This window comes from Paenibacillus caseinilyticus (genome assembly GCF_027533645.1).
GTDB lineage: Bacteria > Bacillota > Bacilli > Paenibacillales > NBRC-103111 > Paenibacillus_G > Paenibacillus_G caseinilyticus.
Genome location: NZ_JAQAGY010000010.1, coordinates 144,994 through 160,343 on the forward strand (window position 1 = coordinate 144,994; position 15,350 = coordinate 160,343).

The window sequence follows — 15,350 nt, forward strand, 5'->3', positions numbered from 1 at the left end:
CGCAGGCGCGTAGTCTCCGCAATCATCGCTGCCCTTCTGCGCTAGAGATGATTTCATAACAGAGAAAATTCGCTGCTTCGGCAGCTTTTTTTGTGCCTTGGTCCGGTCACTGCCGGTGAACCCAGTCATTTGACAAGCCGGCGTACTGTAACTACAATCGATACAAGAAGCAGTTGCGTTATACTGTATGAGACCGAGGGGGGACTTCCAGTGGCCATCTCCAGCCGATTTGCCGTCGCCGTTCATATCCTCTCCCTCTTGGAGGTAAATAGAGGCGAGCGCATCACGTCGGACTATATTGCCGGCAGTGTCAATACGAACCCCGTCGTCATCCGCAGGCTGATGTCCATGCTCAGCCGCGCGGGCCTTGTCGTCACCTCGGCCGGTGTGCCCGGAGCGGTCCTGTCCCGGGAAGCGGACCGCATCACTCTGCTGGACATATACCGGGCCGTGCAGGCCGGAGAAGCGGAGGGCCTCTTCTCCCTGCACGAGAAGCCGAATCCGCAGTGTACAGTGGGCCGGGGCATCCAGTCGACGCTGGAGATCGCCTTCTCCAGGGCCCAAACGGCGATGGAGGAGGAGCTCGGCAGTGTTACGCTGGCGGCGATCGTCCATGATATGACCTGCGGGGATCCCGCCCAGCCATCCAGTTAGCTGGACAATCATTCCAATTTTGCATAAAAGGTGAGGCATCTCATGGACCGTCAAGAAGTGATTGAGCGGATCGCGGCGCTGCCCGACCGCAGTTTCCGTGCCGTGGAGAATACGCTGCGCGCGCTGGAGAAGATGAAGGAAAACCGGTATCCGTTTCTCGGCAATTTCCTGAACGTGGTGAAGGAAGAGAGCACAGACCCGGACGTCTTCGTCTGTTCGATGCCGATCGTCCCCGAAGTGCTGAATCCGTATCGGATCGTGTACGGCGGGGTAACGGCTACGCTGGCCGACATGGCCATGGGCTGGATGCTCGAGCACCGCTTCGAGCCGGGAAGCAAGTTCGTTACGATCGATATGCATGTGGCTTATCATCATCCGGGCAAAGGCAAAAAGCTCACGGCCGAAGCCCGTCTGACCCACCAGGCCCGGGAGCTGCTCCAGGTTTCCTGCGATATCCGGGGGGACCAGGGTGAACTTGTGTCCACCTCGAGCGCGACGTTCCTGCAGCTGGTACGGAAAGAATCCGTATAACGATTCTCCCCCTTGAACCGCGGGATCCGTCTAAGATATGCTGTACGGAGAGATTGCACGAGAGGGTGAACCGAGGCCGATGAAGAACTAATCCTATCTTTCCCAAGAAGACCATCGTACTGTAACGATATCTTGGACCGGATAGGATTCGTGCGGCCTTTTTGAGCTGCTTCCTGGAAGACTGCAAGGCAGGCCTGCCGCCGTATATTTGGCATGTTGGCCTGCCTGCCGCGGTCTTGGGGTGCTGTTCATCTGCGCCTCCTGTCCGGTATACCGGACAGGAGGTTTGTGGTATATGAGCAGAATAGAAGCCTACGGCTTGAAGCATGGGATCGGCCCCCGATTGTTATTCGGGGCCGATGCTCTGAGAATAGAGGACGGTGACCGGATCGGAATTGTCGGCCGTAACGGTACCGGCAAAACGACGCTGCTGCGGATTCTCGCCGGGGCATTGGAGCCGGATGCGGGTCATGTGACGCGTTCCGGCAGCGTCGGTGTCATTCCGCAGTTCAAAGAAGACGGGATCGGCAGCGGGGGCGAAATAACGAGCAGAGTCATCGATACCGTCTTGGCCCAGGACCCGGACATCCTCTTCGCCGATGAGCCTACGATGAATCTGGACGCGGAGCGCACGGAAGACTTGGAGGAGAGACTGCGCAGGGTAAGGGGGGCGCTGGTCGTGATCTCTCATGACCGGGTCTTCCTGGACCGCGTATGCACGAAGATCTGGGAGATCGACGGCGGGCGGGTGTCGGTCTATACCGGGGATTACAGTGCATACGAACGGCAGAAGGAGCTGGAGAAGCGGCGGCACCAGGAGAGGTACGAAGCTTATACCGAGAAGCGGAGTGCGCTGGAGCGCGCCGTCCGGCTCAAAGAGCGGAAGGCTGCTGGGTCGCTGAAGGCCCCGTCCCGAATCGGCAACTCGGAAGCCCGCTTAGGCAAAGACCGCAGAGGGTCGACGCAGGCAGGCATTCACCAGGCCCGCAAAGCGCTCGAAACGCGGCTTGCGAAGCTGGAGAAGGTCGAGAAGCCGGCGGAGCTGCCCGAGGTGAAACTCACCGTGCCCGTTCCGCCTTCCTCGAAGAACCGGGTGGTGCTGGAGGTACAGGACCTCGAAGCTTCGGCGGGCGGACGTCTGCTGTGGAGCAATGTCTCGCTGCGGCTGCGCTTCGGGGAGAAAGCGGCGCTGCTGGGACCGAACGGCTGCGGCAAAACGACGTTGATCCGCCGCATCGTCGGCGGCGGGGCGGGCGTGCGCACCGCACCCGGCGTGAAGCTCGGTTATTTCAGTCAGACGCTCGATATTCTTGACCTTGGGCGTACCGTGCTGGAGAATGTAAGGGAAACCAGCATCCATGATGATGCATTAGCCCGCCTCGTACTGGCACGCCTGCTGCTCCGCGGGGATGACGTTCATAAGCGGACAGGGGATCTCAGCGGCGGCGAGCGGGTGAAGACGGCGCTCGCTAAGCTGGTGCTCAGCGACCTGAATGTGCTCATCCTCGACGAGCCGACGAACTATCTCGATACGCCGTCCCTGGAGGCGCTCGAGGGCCTGCTTGCCGGCTACCCGGGAACCGTCCTCTTCGTCTCCCATGACCGGCGCTTCGTGGAACGGACGGCCGGACGCATCCTCGAGATCCGGGACGGAGGGGTATCTTCCTTCGCAGGAGGATATGCGGAGTACCGGGAGGGCCGGAAGGGCGGAGCGGAAGCCGCACCGGCCCCGGACGATACCGCGAACGAGCTGCTTCAGGTGGAGCTGCGGCTGGCGGAAGTGCTGGGGCGGCTGAGCATGCCGGGCGTGGAGGGTGCGAAGGAGCTCGATGCCGAGTTCCACAGGCTGATCGACAGACGGCGGGTGCTCCGGGGGACATGAGGGCGAAGCCTTAAGCATTAGCGCTATAAAGAGGAGGGAGAATCCGTATGATACTCATCAGTTCCTGTCTGGCGGGACTTGCGACACGCTACGACGGAGGCGACAACTACCGGGAAGATATTGCCCGGCTGCTGCGGGAAGGACGGGCCGTGCTCGTCTGCCCCGAGCAGCTCGGCGGGCTGCCCACTCCGAGGCCGCCGGCCGAGATTGTAGGCGGCGGGGGCGGGGATGTGCTCGATGGCAGAGCCCGGGTCGTGACGAACGGAGGCGAAGATGTGACGGCCGAGTTCGTCCGTGGGGCCGAGCAGACGCTGAAGACCGCGCAGGCGGCGGGAGCACAGTACGCCGTGCTGAAGGAATCGAGCCCGTCGTGCGGCAGCTCGATGATCTATGACGGCACGTACACGCGAACGAAGGAGCCCGGCTTCGGCGTTACCACCGCGCTGCTGCAGCGCCACGGGATCGAAGTGTACTCGGAGAACAACGTAGGGGAGCTGCTCGAGAAGCTCGGGCCCTGAGCAGAATAGCGAATCACAAGAAACAGGCTGCCCGCGGCAGCCTGTTTCTTATTGGACTTCGGAAAGTGGAACTCGCAGAACGTGTTCTTTCGCTTCCTTATTCTATTGCTTCCGTTTCGTAAAGAGCTGGAAGGTGATGCCGAAGGCGTCCGTGACGATGCCGTATGCCGGACTGAAGTGTACTTCCTGTAAGGGTGCATCTACCCGGCCGTTCCGCTGAAGCGCTTCGTACAGCATTTGGGCCTGCTCCGCATCGGTGGTGGTGAGGCAGATGGAGACGCTGTTCCCGGGGCGGGAAGGCTCTTCGGGTAGCCGGTCCGCCACGTAGAGCTCGGCCTCTCCGACCTTCAGCACAGAGTGGGCCACGCGCTGTTTGGCCTCTTCCGTAAGAGGGGGATCGAAGGTGTCGGGCGACTCGCCGAACGTCTGGACGAAGAGCAGTTCGGCTCCCAGCGCGGATTGATAGAAGGTGATCGCTTCCTTGGCCTGGCCGTCGAGCAGAATAAAGGGGGTCAGCAGGGTAATCATGTGCAACAGCTCCTTTGGTTTTTGGATTGGGGATTGCCCGTCCCCCTTGGGGTGGGCTGCAGGCTTATTGTAACGTATAATAGTGACAACAATTGTCACAAATTATAAAATCAGATCACAACAATGAGAGGGAGGGGAGACTATGCCCAAATCCAAACGGCTGCTGGAGCTCATGCAGACCGTCAACCGGAAGCGGAAGTTCACAGTGAAGGAGCTGGCCCAGGAATTCGGCGTATCGACCCGAACCATGCTCCGCGATCTGCAGGAGCTTAGCGAGCTCGGTGTTCCCCTGTACTCGGAGACAGGGCCCCACGGCGGCTATCAGGTGCTGAACGAACGCATCTTGCCTCCGATTGCTTTTACGGAGGAAGAAGCTGTCGGTATCTTTTTTGCATGCCACGCGCTCCGCCATTATACCTATCTGCCGTTCCACACCGAGATGGCCTCGGCCTTGACCAAGTTCTACCATTATATGTCCGGAGACATCCGGGAGCGGATCGATGGGATGAAGAACCGGATCGATTTTGTCACGCCGGTCCGGCTGGCCCAGTTTCCGTATTTGCCGGTGCTGCTCGACGCCGCCGTCCGTCAATACGTCCTGACGGTAGAATACGGCCCGCCGGAGAGCAAGGCGGCCCGCCGGATCCAGCCGGTCGGCATCTATGCTTTCCGCGGGCTATGGTACTGCCCCGCCTACTGCTTTCTCCGCGGGGAGATCCGGGTATTCCGCTGTGACCGGATGCATGCGGCGGCGGCGGATGATTCCGGTGTAGAACCGGTCGATCTGCGGCACGTTCATCTAGAGAACCGGAGCTTCCAGAGTCCTGATAAGCGGGAGACTGCCCCTCTCTATGTGGAGCTGAGCCCTCGTGGGGTAGAAGACTGTGAGGCCGAGGTGGGGCTGGTGTCCCATCTGCATCGGCGCGAGGATGGAACCGGCTGGCTCGAAGGGGATTGGCCGAAGAGTGACCTGCCCTTTCTGGCGGCGTTCTTCGTGGGGGTGGGCACGGAAGCCAGGGTGACCCGGCCGCCGGAGCTCGTGGAGGAGATCAAGCGCAGGCTCCATGGCCTGCTGGCGCATTATTCCTAAGCTTCGGCAAGCCCTCCCATACCAAAAAAGCGATCGGTACGGCCCGTCTGGAACGACGGGCGCTCCGATGGCGCCGAGGGGTGTATGTGGAATCCGAGTCTGCGGGTGGTGTGGAAGGAGCGCATACAGACCAAGCTGGCTGGATGCCCCTTTGGCGTTCCCCGCTTACAAGCCGCTGGCCAGGTAATTGGCGAGCTGGTCGAAGGTCTCGCCGAAACCCTGCTCCATGGAGCCCCGCATGGCTTCGAATTCGGCACGCTCCTCGTCCGTCGCATCAATCGGGACCCCGCGGAGGGTCAGCGTAGTTTGACCCTCATGTTCGGTGAGAGTCAAGGTGTTCAGAATCTCCAGAGGCCAGACCGGGCTGAAGGCGGCGCGGACCACGTTCCTTTCCTCGTCTAAGCTTGGATAAGCGGAATATATTTGTTTTCAATACACTTGTTTGCACACTTAAAGATTGCATGGAAAGCCGTCCTCTGCCTTGTTCATTGGGGGCTGAACCGGCCGGCCTTCTCTAGTATCCGAGGTCTTCAATAGGCTCGAAAGGGGGCAGGAAAAGGGCAGCGGAGACTGCCAACCGGAAGCGCCGGTGAAGGTAGGGCAGTCCGGGCAAGTGTTACGTTAGCCTGCGAATGGAACTTCTTTGCAAATACTTAAAGAGGTACATGACAAGCAATGCACATGACATGACCACCATATAGGCAATAAACAGCAGGAAGAAACTCATCCCGTCAAATAGCAAAAAGAGTCCGATGAGGGATAGAAAAGGTTTGAGGATAAAGGCAAAGCATACGCTGGTTAGCGTTAAGAAAAGCACTGGGGATTTACGGTGATTGACGGCCCATTGATACACCAGCATATAGACAACGGGTACCAGGGATGCATCGACCATCAAACTGACGGGAAGAATCGGGATTACTTTATAGGGGTAGTCCCAGAGTCCCTTGGTAACGCCAAAAGTATCCGCGTAGGCGGTAAAAACATGGACGCTGTAACCGAAAAATCCAAAGTGAAAAGCTTTGCTCCGATCCAGCTGGAAGTAAAGCAGAACTAACGGACCGATGAGTAAGATCAGGCAAACCCAAAACTGCCATGTATTCATGGTAGAATATTGAAACCAGTATTCCATATGATCGGTAGAAAATTGTTTTTTTAATTGCCGCAAGTGCTCAAAAAAAGTTTGTTGCTTCGGTGGCATGTGCCCTCACCCTTTTACATTTGGTGGTAAAAGTATTCGCATAAAATGGATATACCATTCTAAAGTTTTGCTAAGGCAGAAGGGGAGGTCGGATGCACATGTTCTCATAAGAAGAAGAGGAAGAGGCCGGGGAGCTTGATAATCGGTTATATTTCAGCGCTGAATATGAAGTTGTCGCGATGCACACCGTTTCCATGAATCTCGCAAAAGGGGAACAAGTGTGTTGTTTCCCCATAAATCGTGGGATATAATGGGAGCAGGACGGATGACTATATCCAGAAGACGAGGTGAGAAGCGGATGGCACGCAACCAGGACCCGGTCGTCAAGGAAGAATCGCTTGGACATGTAGTGAAAGTGCAGCAGGTCATCGACTTCATGGTGTTGTCGGAACTTCTGAAGGGCAGACGGTATGCAAGCGAGATGGAGCAATGGATCATCAAGTCGCTGGACGGGGTCGGCGTGAATGACGGATATCTCAGTGCCCGGCTCAAGAAGCTGGCGGAAAACGGGCATGTTAAGCGGGAATGGGGAGACGACAACCGGTATAACCGGTATTATGAGATCACCGATTCCGGCATGGTCTACTTTCGTGCGCTGCTCTCCGATCTTCCGGACCGCGTGAAGCTGGCGCAAAAGGTCTACAAGCTGTTCGACTCGTATGTGGGTCAATTCGCTTCAATCCGGTCATCATAAGGATGTATTGTAAAAAACAGCCGTAAACTTCCTGCCGGAAGTCTGCGGCTGTTCTTCATCATGGGGAAACGCGTCCTCAGTTAGCGGGCTGGGGCTGACGCCGTGGAATCCGGCCACTCGACAGGGATCCGAATGCGCAGGGGTGGCTCCTTGGCCTGGGCGTCCTCTTCCCACTTATTGATGACAAGAAGCAGCCGCAAGCCATCCGTAGAAGGGATGGGCGGGTATTCGGCTTCGTAGGAGAAAGCGTCCTTTGATGTGCGGACCGGCTGGCTTGTCGCGCCGTACCATTCCTGGGCTGCATCCTCCAGCCTCAGGAAAGGGAGCTGGTTGGCCGCGTCGCTGGAGGTGTAACGGAGGATGGTCTTCTCCGGGCCGAACTCTATATCCGTCACGGTTACGGTTCCTCCCTGGGCGCCCTCCATCACCATAGGGAAGACTCCCGTGTACTCCAGGTACACCTCGCGTTGAGCCATGTCATTGATCTGATCTGTAGGCCTGACGACCAATGTCAGAAATTCAGGATGAGGATTAATGGCGGGAGGAGGATCGAAGTTCATTCGGACTTCTCCTTTGCCGCCCATGCCGCCGCCCATTTCCAAGGGGTATCCAGGTCGTCGAGAAGCATAAATCCGAGCTGCTGATGATAGTTCGTCTTGATCACGAGCTGTGTCGACACCGGTGTGAGTTTCACTTCGTCCACGGTAAATTCCATTCCTCGATATGACGAGACAAGTGCCGGCCGAATGACGTGCGTACCCGGTGCGGTCTTGGCCAGCGAGAGGGGGACCGTGACGTTCCATTGACCGTACGTATCGCCGATCCGCGGCACCTCAACATGCAGAAGGGGATGGTCCGGCAGAGGATCGCTTTCGATGATCGTTGTGCACACGAACGTATGGTCGCCTGTAATCGTATACTCATGGGTGCCGCTCAGGGTGGGATGTGCTCCGACAATGCTGTAGTCGTAATAGACGCCCACCTCTTGCTCGGTCATCTTTCTCTCCATCTTCAAGTATTCCACTTCGTAAGAGACGACGATCTGCACCCCGTCATAAAAAACGTCGGTGACCGTGAAGCGGATATCCTGATCGGTGACCGACAGATTGACGGCCGTACTGAGCTCCTGCTCCCAGATCCGGTCCAGCCCATGGCTCAATAGCAAGCTGTTCTCCCCGGCTTTCTGATACAGAAGCTCAATCATGGGAATGCGTCTCAGCGCGGCGCTGACTCCAGGGGACGTATAAGCGGTGCCGAGCAGAATGGCGGCTCCTGTGATGACCACCGCTGCTCCCCAAGCCGCCCGGTTCCGACTGCGCGGCCTCCTGTCCCCTGCGCCCTGCTGATATCGCTGCCACAGCACCTCGAAGGGGAAGGAGGGAGAGAGCGACTCCATGTGCCTGGTGGAAGTCCCGGCCGTCTCCGCCTCGCCCCCCGGGGCAATCTTCTCATTCGTATGGCCTGCGTTGATTTGAAGCCCTCCTTCACAAGTGCCGGATGCTGGCTGAGGGGCGTGCGGTCCAGCCCTCGCAGCTGCTGCAGCGCGGCGTGCAGTCTCGATTTGCAGGTACCGAGCCGGATGCCGAGGGTCGCGGCCACTTCCGGAAGGGGCAGACCCGCATAATAGAAGAGAATGATGACTTCTCTTCTTTTTTTGGACAGCGTGCCTACCATCTGCCAGACTTCCAGGTCCGATTCCTGCCGTACCATGATGTCCTCGACGCAGTTCCCGCTGTCTGTCTCCGGCACCTGTCCGAGGAAAGTGAGCCACCGCTGTTTGCGGTGCATGCTCCTTGCCAAGTTAACGGTGATGCGGTACAGCCAGGGACGCAGCGGCTTGGCCGGATCATACAGCTTGTATTTGGCAAAAGCGCGCAGGAACGTCTCTTGCGTAAGATCATCCGCTGCAGCGGCGGAGTTTGTCATCATCAGGGCGATACCATAAACATAAGGGGCATGTTCGCGGAACATGTCCTGTGCTTCCATCTCCGAAATCCCAAGTTGTTCCACGGGCTCCTCCTCTGTTGCTTCATTCGCACCCTATACGCTTTGAACTACCCAAAAGGTTCGATTCTAACGAAAAACTCCTTGGTTAATGGGCAAGGAGGCTCGTGTGGTATAATGGATGCAGCTTCCATGTCGAGCGGAGAGGGTCCTAATGAACGATGAACACGCCTGCGGCGGACAGCAGTCTGCCTTAACCATTTATTGCCTCGCCGGGATCGCGACGTACCCGAATTTCATGGAGGAATTCGGCAGGGAACTCGCGCGGCGCTTCCCTGCGTCCGGGAGCGGAACGGCTCCGCAGCAGCAGCTGTATCCATACGGAGAGCGGAGCCGGGGCTTGCTGCGGCAGCTGCACGAATCGAGGCACGATCTGCTGCTGGGAACCGGACGGGTAGAGCGGTCCTTGGGCGGCGGCCGGGCGGCGGAAACGGTATGGTCTGCAGGGCCGCCTTCTCCGGGAAGGCTTGTCCTTCTGGCCGGGCATAGTGCCGGAGGCGTTGCGGCCGTCCACGCGGCAGCGATCCTCATGCGCCGTACAGGTAGGCCGCCGGACGCCTTCCGAATCGTGATGATCGGTGCGCCGAAGTGCCCGGTTCCGCCGGATCTGGCCCCTGTTACATTGTACATCCGCGGCGTGGATGCGGGAGGCCGGGCATCCGATCCCGTCACGCGGCTCGGCCATTGGGGCGGCTGGGACAGAGGGCGGGGCGGGCTGCCGGTATGGCGGGCCGGGAAGTATGCGCCGGGGGCGGTCGTTTCGCTGCCGCTCCTCGGCGGGCATCCGGATTACTTCCGCAGCGGAGCCTCTTACCGCGACAGCGAAGGCTCGACGAATCTCGAGAAGGTGCTTGGCGCGGTTACGGCCTGGCTGCATCGTTCGGGGTAGCTTGGGTTGAGTGATGGGGGGCGTACTCCAAATAAATAGGGACATGTCAACGAAAGCTTGACATGTCCCTATTTGGGCCGGGTATATAAAAGCAGACTTCCTCATCCTACCGGTAACGTCCGTTCAGGCTGTTCTAGGAGACGAGCTCCTTCAACTCCCGGTAGGTTTGCGGTCCACACGCAGAACTCTGCGGCAGATTCCGTTCGCACCAGGCGGTGAATGCTTTCGGATCGATTTCCAAGAATGCAATAATGTCCTCTGCCTTGACGATTTTCTCTTGTTCCATGATGACACCCCCTAATTGATGTTGGAGAGGATAATAAAAAAGACCCTCCGCCAAATAGAAGATGGTCGGTTGCACTACCAGCTCGTTCGCATCCAAGTGCCCAGTTTGCGGATGTCGAAGTCATAGCTCCCAAAAACTTGTTAGGTTAACTATATCAGAAATTACAGAACTCGGTTCTAAAGAATCCTTTATAAAGAACAATTCATAGAATCTGCTATTCAAAATGGCAGAGGAGAATCCGATAGGAGGGGGTTACCCCCTCAGCCATCGACACGGTATTTGCGCTCCCACTCGGACAGCTCCCCGGAAGCATCCACGCGTGGAACCACAACCTGCCAAGCATCACTGCCGTTCTCCGAAAGCGGCGAGGATTCGTCCAGAGGGGCTGCGAGACTTTTGACCCGCTCAGCTACCTCTTCGTCGATCTCCGGCACGAGGCAAGGGTCGGCGCTTAGAAGAAGCTTGGCCTGCCGCATGTATTCCCGAGACTTTCCATCGATATCGATGCAGCGAAGCCGGATGAGCAGGTCGGCTTCCCCGCAGGGAACAGCTTGAACCGTATAGATCTCGTAAAGGAGATCTAGCTCTGGGCCGCCCCGATTTACCCGCGCTACGCCCGAGGTGTCTTCGGGATAACCGTTCAAGTTCGGTGACCGGAACATCCCTGGGGGAAGTTCGACCGTAATGTCCATCGTTCGGATGTGCGGATCTGCCGGCAGCCGAAGCCACAAGTGGTTCATTCCCTCTTCGTTTTCCATGACCGATTTGGCCCATTGGATCCGGATCACGGTGCATCCTCCCCTTTCACGAGCCGGGTTACGGTCTCAATGACTTTAGTCTTCAATTCAGCCGATACACGGGGACCTAGAGTGATGTACACATCCTCATTCACTTTATGGGTTTCGTTGTGGAGGACTTGCCGGCTTCCCACCACGGCACTCTGGTTTCCGATTCGGACGATCTCCTTCAGAGGCAGATCCTGCAGCTTCTGCTGGATGGAAGCGAGCGTTTCCCCGGTCTTGGCGAGCGTCATTACAGCACGGAAGTAATGCAGGTGCTTCTCCGTATAGACTCGCTTGTTGCCCGACAGCTCGAGTGGGGGGACGATGCCGATCTGCGTGTAATACCGAACCGTCCGCAGATTAATCTGCGGATAATCCCCAAGCAGTCTTTCGGTGATTTCTTTGGCGGTGTAGGTTTGCATGCGTATCCTCCTTTGTAACGCTCTTCTTCTTATCAGCAAGGTGACAAATATACAGTTTACTGTAACATATACACTTGAGTGTTATTATAACGTTGCCGAATGCGGAAAGCAACCCGAATGAGGAGAGACGAGCTAAGATTGACAAAAGGGGACAATTCCGATCAAAACCTATCAAGTTTCCCCAGACTCAAGGAAGCACGGCAGAGACGAATAATATGGCGGGGACAAGCATACATTCGTAGGACCCGTTCATGTCCACTTCTGACAGCAGAGGAGGAAGCTATGAAAGAGTCCAAGCAGGCGCCACTACCGGAGGACTTGTCCGTTCAAGAACAGACGGTGCTGTCTGTATTCACCCGGCATCCGTATTTGTCGGAAGAGCAGGATCTGACCCTGGTCTCCAGGGTGACCGGCTTATCCGTCATCCAGATTGAGCTCGCGGTCCGGTCCCTGAAACACAAAAGGAAATGGCCCGCGCACTGCACTACGCGGGAACCGCACACTTAAGGAGCTGCCGGCGGCAGCTCTTTTTGGGCTGGAGAAGCGGGGACTCCCTTTTCTGTCCAACCGGCAAAGGTCTATGGGGTCGGGTCCTTTCTTTCCAGCTTTGTATGTGCGGTTTTGATATGAAAAGGGAGGGAATTCGCAGGGTAGGAGGGGGGAAGAGGAGGAGCTACAATAGCAGATATACTGAGATTCGTAAGCGATTACAGATAGATTGTTGCGAGGAGAGATGGAGCATGACGACACATACCAAGCTGCCCTTCCTGGACACGGGGCTGCCGCTTGAAGAGCGGGTCCGGGATCTCGTATCCCGGTTGACGCTCGAGGAGAAGATCGGTCAGATGTGCCAGTACCAGGAGGAGATCCCCCGGCTCGGCATACGGAAGTATAAGCATGGAACCGAAGGCGCCCACGGCATTGCCTGGCTCGGCGAGGCGACGGTATTCCCGCAGAACATCGGGCTGGCCTGCACTTGGCATCCGGAGCTCCTGCGGGAGATCGGCTCGGCCATCGGGGACGAAGCGAGAGTGTATTACCAGCGCGATCCGGAGATCAACGGCCTGACGATCTGGGCTCCCACAGTGGATATGGAACGGGACCCAAGGTGGGGGCGCACGGAGGAGGCGTACGGCGAAGACCCGTATTTGACAGGACGCCTCTCCACGGCGCTCGTGAAAGGACTGCAGGGAGACCACCCCTTCTATCTCAAGACGGCAGCGACCCTGAAGCATTTTCTTGGCAACAATAATGAGATCGGGCGCGGCGAATGCTCGGCTTCCATCGACCCGCGCAATCTAAGGGAGTATTACCTCAAGGCGTTCGAACCGGCCTTCCGCGAAGGCGGAGCGCAGTCGATGATGACCGCATATAACGCGGTGAACGGTACGCCGTGCAACCTGAACGGGGATGTGAACGCCATCGTTAAAGGCGAGTGGGGCATGGACGGATTCGTGGTGAGCGATGCGGGAGACGTGCTCGGCACGGTGAACGACCACCGGTACTTCGCTTCCTACGCGGAAGCGGTGGCGGCCTCGGTCCGCAGCGGCATCGACAGTATTACCGATGACGCAGAGATTACGCTTCGCGCGGTGCGGGATGCGCTGGAAGCGGGACTTCTGGCAGAGGCAGACCTCGACCGGGCGCTGTGCAATACGTTCCGAGTCCGCATCCGGCTCGGCGAATTCGACAGCGGAGAGGACAACCCGTATGCGAATGTGCCGGAGGAGAAGCTCTGCGCCCCGGAGCACGCCAAGCTCGCGCTGCAAGCTGCACGGGAAGGCATCGTGCTGCTGAAGAACGACGGCCTGCTGCCGCTGGGTACACCGGCGGGCGCCGCAGTGATCGGCCCGCTGGCAGACGTGGTTCACACCGATTGGTACAGCGGGACGCCGCCGTATCGCGTTACCCCGCTTGCGGGTGTGCGGGAGCGGCTGTGCAGTGAGGGGGTCGTACACCGCACCGGCGGGGACCGCATCCGCATCCGTTCGCTGCGGACGGGCAAGTATGTCCGGCTCAGCGGCGCGGTGGGTCAGACTCTTACGGCGGATGCCAGTGCGGCCGAAGACGCTGAGATCTTCGAGCTCACGGATTGGGGCTGGGGAAGCACCACCTTGAAGAGCGAGAGCCGGGGGCTGTTCGTAACGGAAAGCGAGGAGGGGACGCTCCGGGCTTCGGCGGAGGAGGCCAGGGGCTGGTTCGTGAAGGAAGCTTTCTCCTTCGCAGAAGGGCCGGAGGGTTCCTGGGTCTGGAGGTCCTGGGACGGCAGGGAAATTACAGCCGCCGGTGAAGGGTTCCTGACGGCAGGTGCGGGAGGCGATACCGGCCATGCAGCAGCGGAGCGGTTCGTGACCGAGCTGGTCGAGGACGGCATCCGGGCGGCGGCGGAGGCGGCCCGCCAAGCGGACACGGCCATCGTAGTCCTCGGCAACTCGCCGTTTATTAACGGCAAGGAATGCGTCGACCGGCCGGATCTCACGCTGGCTCCAGCACAGGAAGCACTGCTGAGGGCGGTGATGGAGGCCAATCCGCGCACCGTTGCGGTCCTCATCGGCAGCTATCCGTTCGCCGTGAACTGGGCCGACGACCATGTGCCTGCGATCCTGTATTCGTCACACGCGGGACAGGAGCTGGGCCAAGCGGTGGCGGATGTGCTCTTCGGGGATTATAACCCCGGCGGCCGGCTGAACATGACCTGGTACCGTTCTACGGACGCGCTGCCGGATCTGCTCGATTACGACATTATCAAAGGCAAGCGGACCTACCAATACTACGACGGGGACGTGCTCTATCCGTTCGGACACGGGCTGTCGTATACCGAGTTTTGTTACAGGGATCTGCAGGCAGACGTTACGGGGCATACAGCAGCCGTGCAGGGAGGCGGGGATGCTGCGAACGGCAGTGTGACCCTAAGCGTTACCGTAGAGAACAAGGGCGGCCTTGCCGGGGACGAAGTTGTGCAGCTCTATGTCCAAGCAGGCGAATCGCGAGTGAAGAGGCCGCTGAAAACGCTGGCAGGCTTTTGTCGCGTGCACCTGGAGCCGGGGGAGACACAGACCGTCACCTTCGCGGTGCCATTCGAGCAGCTGGCATTCTGGGATGTGACCCGGGAGCAGTGGTGTGTGGAGAAGGGCACGTATACGTTCATGGCCGGAGGCTCTTCCGCCGTACTTCCTCTCCTGGTGAACCTGGCGGTGGAGGGAGAAACGGTGCCGCCACGGAGGCTCGACAGCGCTGTCTTTGCGGCGAACTATGATGATTACGAGGGTGTGACGATCGAGGAATGCCGCGAGGGATCCTTGAGCGTGCGCAGCTCCGGCAGCGAGAGCCGGATCGCCTTCTATGGCGCCGACCTTGGCGCGGGAGCAGCCGCCTTCGAAGCACGTGTCACCGCGCCGCAGCCGGGAGGAACGCTCGAGATCCGGCTGGACGCGCCGGACGGCCCGGCGGCAGGCAGATTGGATGTGCCGCCTACCGGCGGATGGCAGGCATGGACGACGGTGAGCGCCGGGCTGGCAGGGGCGGAAGGGGTGCGGGATGTGTATCTCCTCATGCGCGGAGCTGTGCAGATCAGCTGGCTGCGGCTGAAGTAATCGGTCAGAGTACCGGGGCAGGAATGGCCGGGATGGCATATGGGGGGCTTGTTTTCCACCAGCGGTTGGAACCCCATACCCATACCCATTCCCTCACCGTGCACCAGCGTATGGACTGGCACGCAGAGATCTTAAAGGACGCCGACAGGCGTTTCTCTTACGGCAGCGGTTCGGGTCCAGCCTGATCTAGCGTCCGCAGTAGTTCATAGACTCTAGAATAAGCGGGTCCGGACATGAGAATAGACGGCGCATCTGGCGATGCAGCCGTCTATCTCTTGA

The 15,350-nt window shown here is 58.7% G+C and carries 18 protein-coding genes; 9 read left to right on the forward strand and 9 right to left on the reverse strand.

What is annotated here, in order from left to right; translation table 11 throughout:
* Nucleotides 1-210 precede the first annotated feature (210 nt).
* The 4 genes from O9H32_RS16880 (at nucleotide 211) to O9H32_RS16895 (ending at nucleotide 3,585) form a co-directional block, all read left to right on the forward strand.
* On the forward strand, nucleotides 211-654 hold the full coding sequence (locus tag O9H32_RS16880) for an Rrf2 family transcriptional regulator (protein ID WP_269867292.1): 444 nt from the start codon (nucleotides 211-213) through the stop codon (nucleotides 652-654).
* A 42-nt stretch (nucleotides 655-696) separates the two neighbouring features.
* Complete coding sequence (locus O9H32_RS16885) at nucleotides 697-1,185, forward strand: PaaI family thioesterase (protein ID WP_269867293.1); 489 nt, start codon at nucleotides 697-699, stop codon at nucleotides 1,183-1,185.
* 295 nt (nucleotides 1,186-1,480) lie between these two features.
* Complete coding sequence (gene abc-f / locus O9H32_RS16890; protein ID WP_269867294.1) at nucleotides 1,481-3,067, forward strand: ribosomal protection-like ABC-F family protein; 1,587 nt, start codon at nucleotides 1,481-1,483, stop codon at nucleotides 3,065-3,067.
* 47 nt (nucleotides 3,068-3,114) lie between these two features.
* Entirely contained in the window at nucleotides 3,115-3,585 is a 471-nt protein-coding gene (locus O9H32_RS16895; protein WP_269867295.1) for a DUF523 domain-containing protein, read from the forward strand.
* 102 nt (nucleotides 3,586-3,687) lie between these two features.
* Here the strand turns inward: O9H32_RS16895 and O9H32_RS16900 are convergent, their stop codons facing one another.
* Nucleotides 3,688-4,113, reverse strand: a complete 426-nt coding sequence (locus O9H32_RS16900; protein WP_269867296.1) for a VOC family protein — start codon at nucleotides 4,111-4,113, stop codon at nucleotides 3,688-3,690.
* 142 nt (nucleotides 4,114-4,255) lie between these two features.
* Here O9H32_RS16900 and O9H32_RS16905 point away from each other — a divergent pair, with 142 nt between their 5' ends.
* Nucleotides 4,256-5,203, forward strand: a complete 948-nt coding sequence (locus O9H32_RS16905; RefSeq protein ID WP_269867297.1) for a helix-turn-helix transcriptional regulator — start codon at nucleotides 4,256-4,258, stop codon at nucleotides 5,201-5,203.
* Nucleotides 5,204-5,368: 165 nt separating this feature from the next.
* Here the strand turns inward: O9H32_RS16905 and O9H32_RS16910 are convergent, their stop codons facing one another.
* Both O9H32_RS16910 and O9H32_RS16915 read right to left on the reverse strand, forming a co-directional pair.
* Nucleotides 5,369-5,626: an SRPBCC domain-containing protein gene (locus O9H32_RS16910; protein WP_269867410.1), complete on the reverse strand. Its 258-nt coding sequence runs from the start codon at nucleotides 5,624-5,626 to the stop codon at nucleotides 5,369-5,371.
* 193 nt (nucleotides 5,627-5,819) lie between these two features.
* The gene (locus tag O9H32_RS16915; RefSeq protein WP_269867298.1) at nucleotides 5,820-6,401 is read right to left on the reverse strand and encodes a CBO0543 family protein; all 582 of its coding nucleotides are present in this window, start codon (nucleotides 6,399-6,401) and stop codon (nucleotides 5,820-5,822) included.
* A 298-nt stretch (nucleotides 6,402-6,699) separates the two neighbouring features.
* On the opposite strand from O9H32_RS16915, the gene O9H32_RS16920 reads away from it, so the two are divergent.
* The gene (locus O9H32_RS16920; protein WP_269867299.1) at nucleotides 6,700-7,095 is read left to right on the forward strand and encodes a PadR family transcriptional regulator; all 396 of its coding nucleotides are present in this window, start codon (nucleotides 6,700-6,702) and stop codon (nucleotides 7,093-7,095) included.
* Between the two features lie 80 nt (nucleotides 7,096-7,175).
* Here the strand turns inward: O9H32_RS16920 and O9H32_RS16925 are convergent, their stop codons facing one another.
* Genes O9H32_RS16925 through O9H32_RS16935 form a run of 3 tightly spaced genes read right to left on the reverse strand, consistent with a single transcriptional unit; the run spans nucleotide 7,176 to nucleotide 9,105 of the window.
* Entirely contained in the window at nucleotides 7,176-7,655 is a 480-nt protein-coding gene (locus O9H32_RS16925; RefSeq protein WP_269867300.1) for a hypothetical protein, read from the reverse strand.
* The gene (locus O9H32_RS16930; RefSeq protein WP_269867411.1) at nucleotides 7,652-8,380 is read right to left on the reverse strand and encodes a DUF4179 domain-containing protein; all 729 of its coding nucleotides are present in this window, start codon (nucleotides 8,378-8,380) and stop codon (nucleotides 7,652-7,654) included. Before O9H32_RS16930 ends, O9H32_RS16925 begins: the two co-directional genes overlap by 4 nt.
* Nucleotides 8,311-9,105: an RNA polymerase sigma factor gene (locus O9H32_RS16935; RefSeq protein ID WP_269867301.1), complete on the reverse strand. Its 795-nt coding sequence runs from the start codon at nucleotides 9,103-9,105 to the stop codon at nucleotides 8,311-8,313. The genes O9H32_RS16930 and O9H32_RS16935 overlap by 70 nt, the downstream gene beginning before the upstream one ends.
* A gap of 148 nt (nucleotides 9,106-9,253) precedes the next feature.
* Here O9H32_RS16935 and O9H32_RS16940 point away from each other — a divergent pair, with 148 nt between their 5' ends.
* Nucleotides 9,254-9,988, forward strand: a complete 735-nt coding sequence (locus O9H32_RS16940; RefSeq protein WP_269867302.1) for a hypothetical protein — start codon at nucleotides 9,254-9,256, stop codon at nucleotides 9,986-9,988.
* 133 nt (nucleotides 9,989-10,121) lie between these two features.
* Here O9H32_RS16940 and O9H32_RS16945 read toward each other — a convergent pair whose 3' ends face one another.
* From O9H32_RS16945 to O9H32_RS16955, 3 genes are all read right to left on the reverse strand, one after another.
* On the reverse strand, nucleotides 10,122-10,274 hold the full coding sequence (locus O9H32_RS16945) for a hypothetical protein (protein WP_269867303.1): 153 nt from the start codon (nucleotides 10,272-10,274) through the stop codon (nucleotides 10,122-10,124).
* Nucleotides 10,275-10,534: 260 nt separating this feature from the next.
* Entirely contained in the window at nucleotides 10,535-11,062 is a 528-nt protein-coding gene (locus O9H32_RS16950; protein WP_269867304.1) for a hypothetical protein, read from the reverse strand.
* Nucleotides 11,059-11,478 carry a MerR family transcriptional regulator gene (locus O9H32_RS16955; RefSeq protein WP_269867305.1) on the reverse strand — a complete coding sequence of 140 codons (420 nt, stop codon included), beginning with the start codon at nucleotides 11,476-11,478 and terminating at the stop codon, nucleotides 11,059-11,061. Before O9H32_RS16955 ends, O9H32_RS16950 begins: the two co-directional genes overlap by 4 nt.
* Nucleotides 11,479-11,760: 282 nt before the next feature.
* On the opposite strand from O9H32_RS16955, the gene O9H32_RS16960 reads away from it, so the two are divergent.
* Together O9H32_RS16960 and O9H32_RS16965 are read left to right on the forward strand one after the other, a co-directional pair.
* Nucleotides 11,761-11,985 (forward strand): hypothetical protein, encoded by a 225-nt coding sequence (locus tag O9H32_RS16960; RefSeq protein ID WP_269867306.1) that lies wholly within the window; start codon nucleotides 11,761-11,763, stop codon nucleotides 11,983-11,985.
* A gap of 233 nt (nucleotides 11,986-12,218) precedes the next feature.
* On the forward strand, nucleotides 12,219-15,071 hold the full coding sequence (locus O9H32_RS16965) for a glycoside hydrolase family 3 C-terminal domain-containing protein (protein WP_269867307.1): 2,853 nt from the start codon (nucleotides 12,219-12,221) through the stop codon (nucleotides 15,069-15,071).
* Nucleotides 15,072-15,350 lie beyond the last annotated feature (279 nt).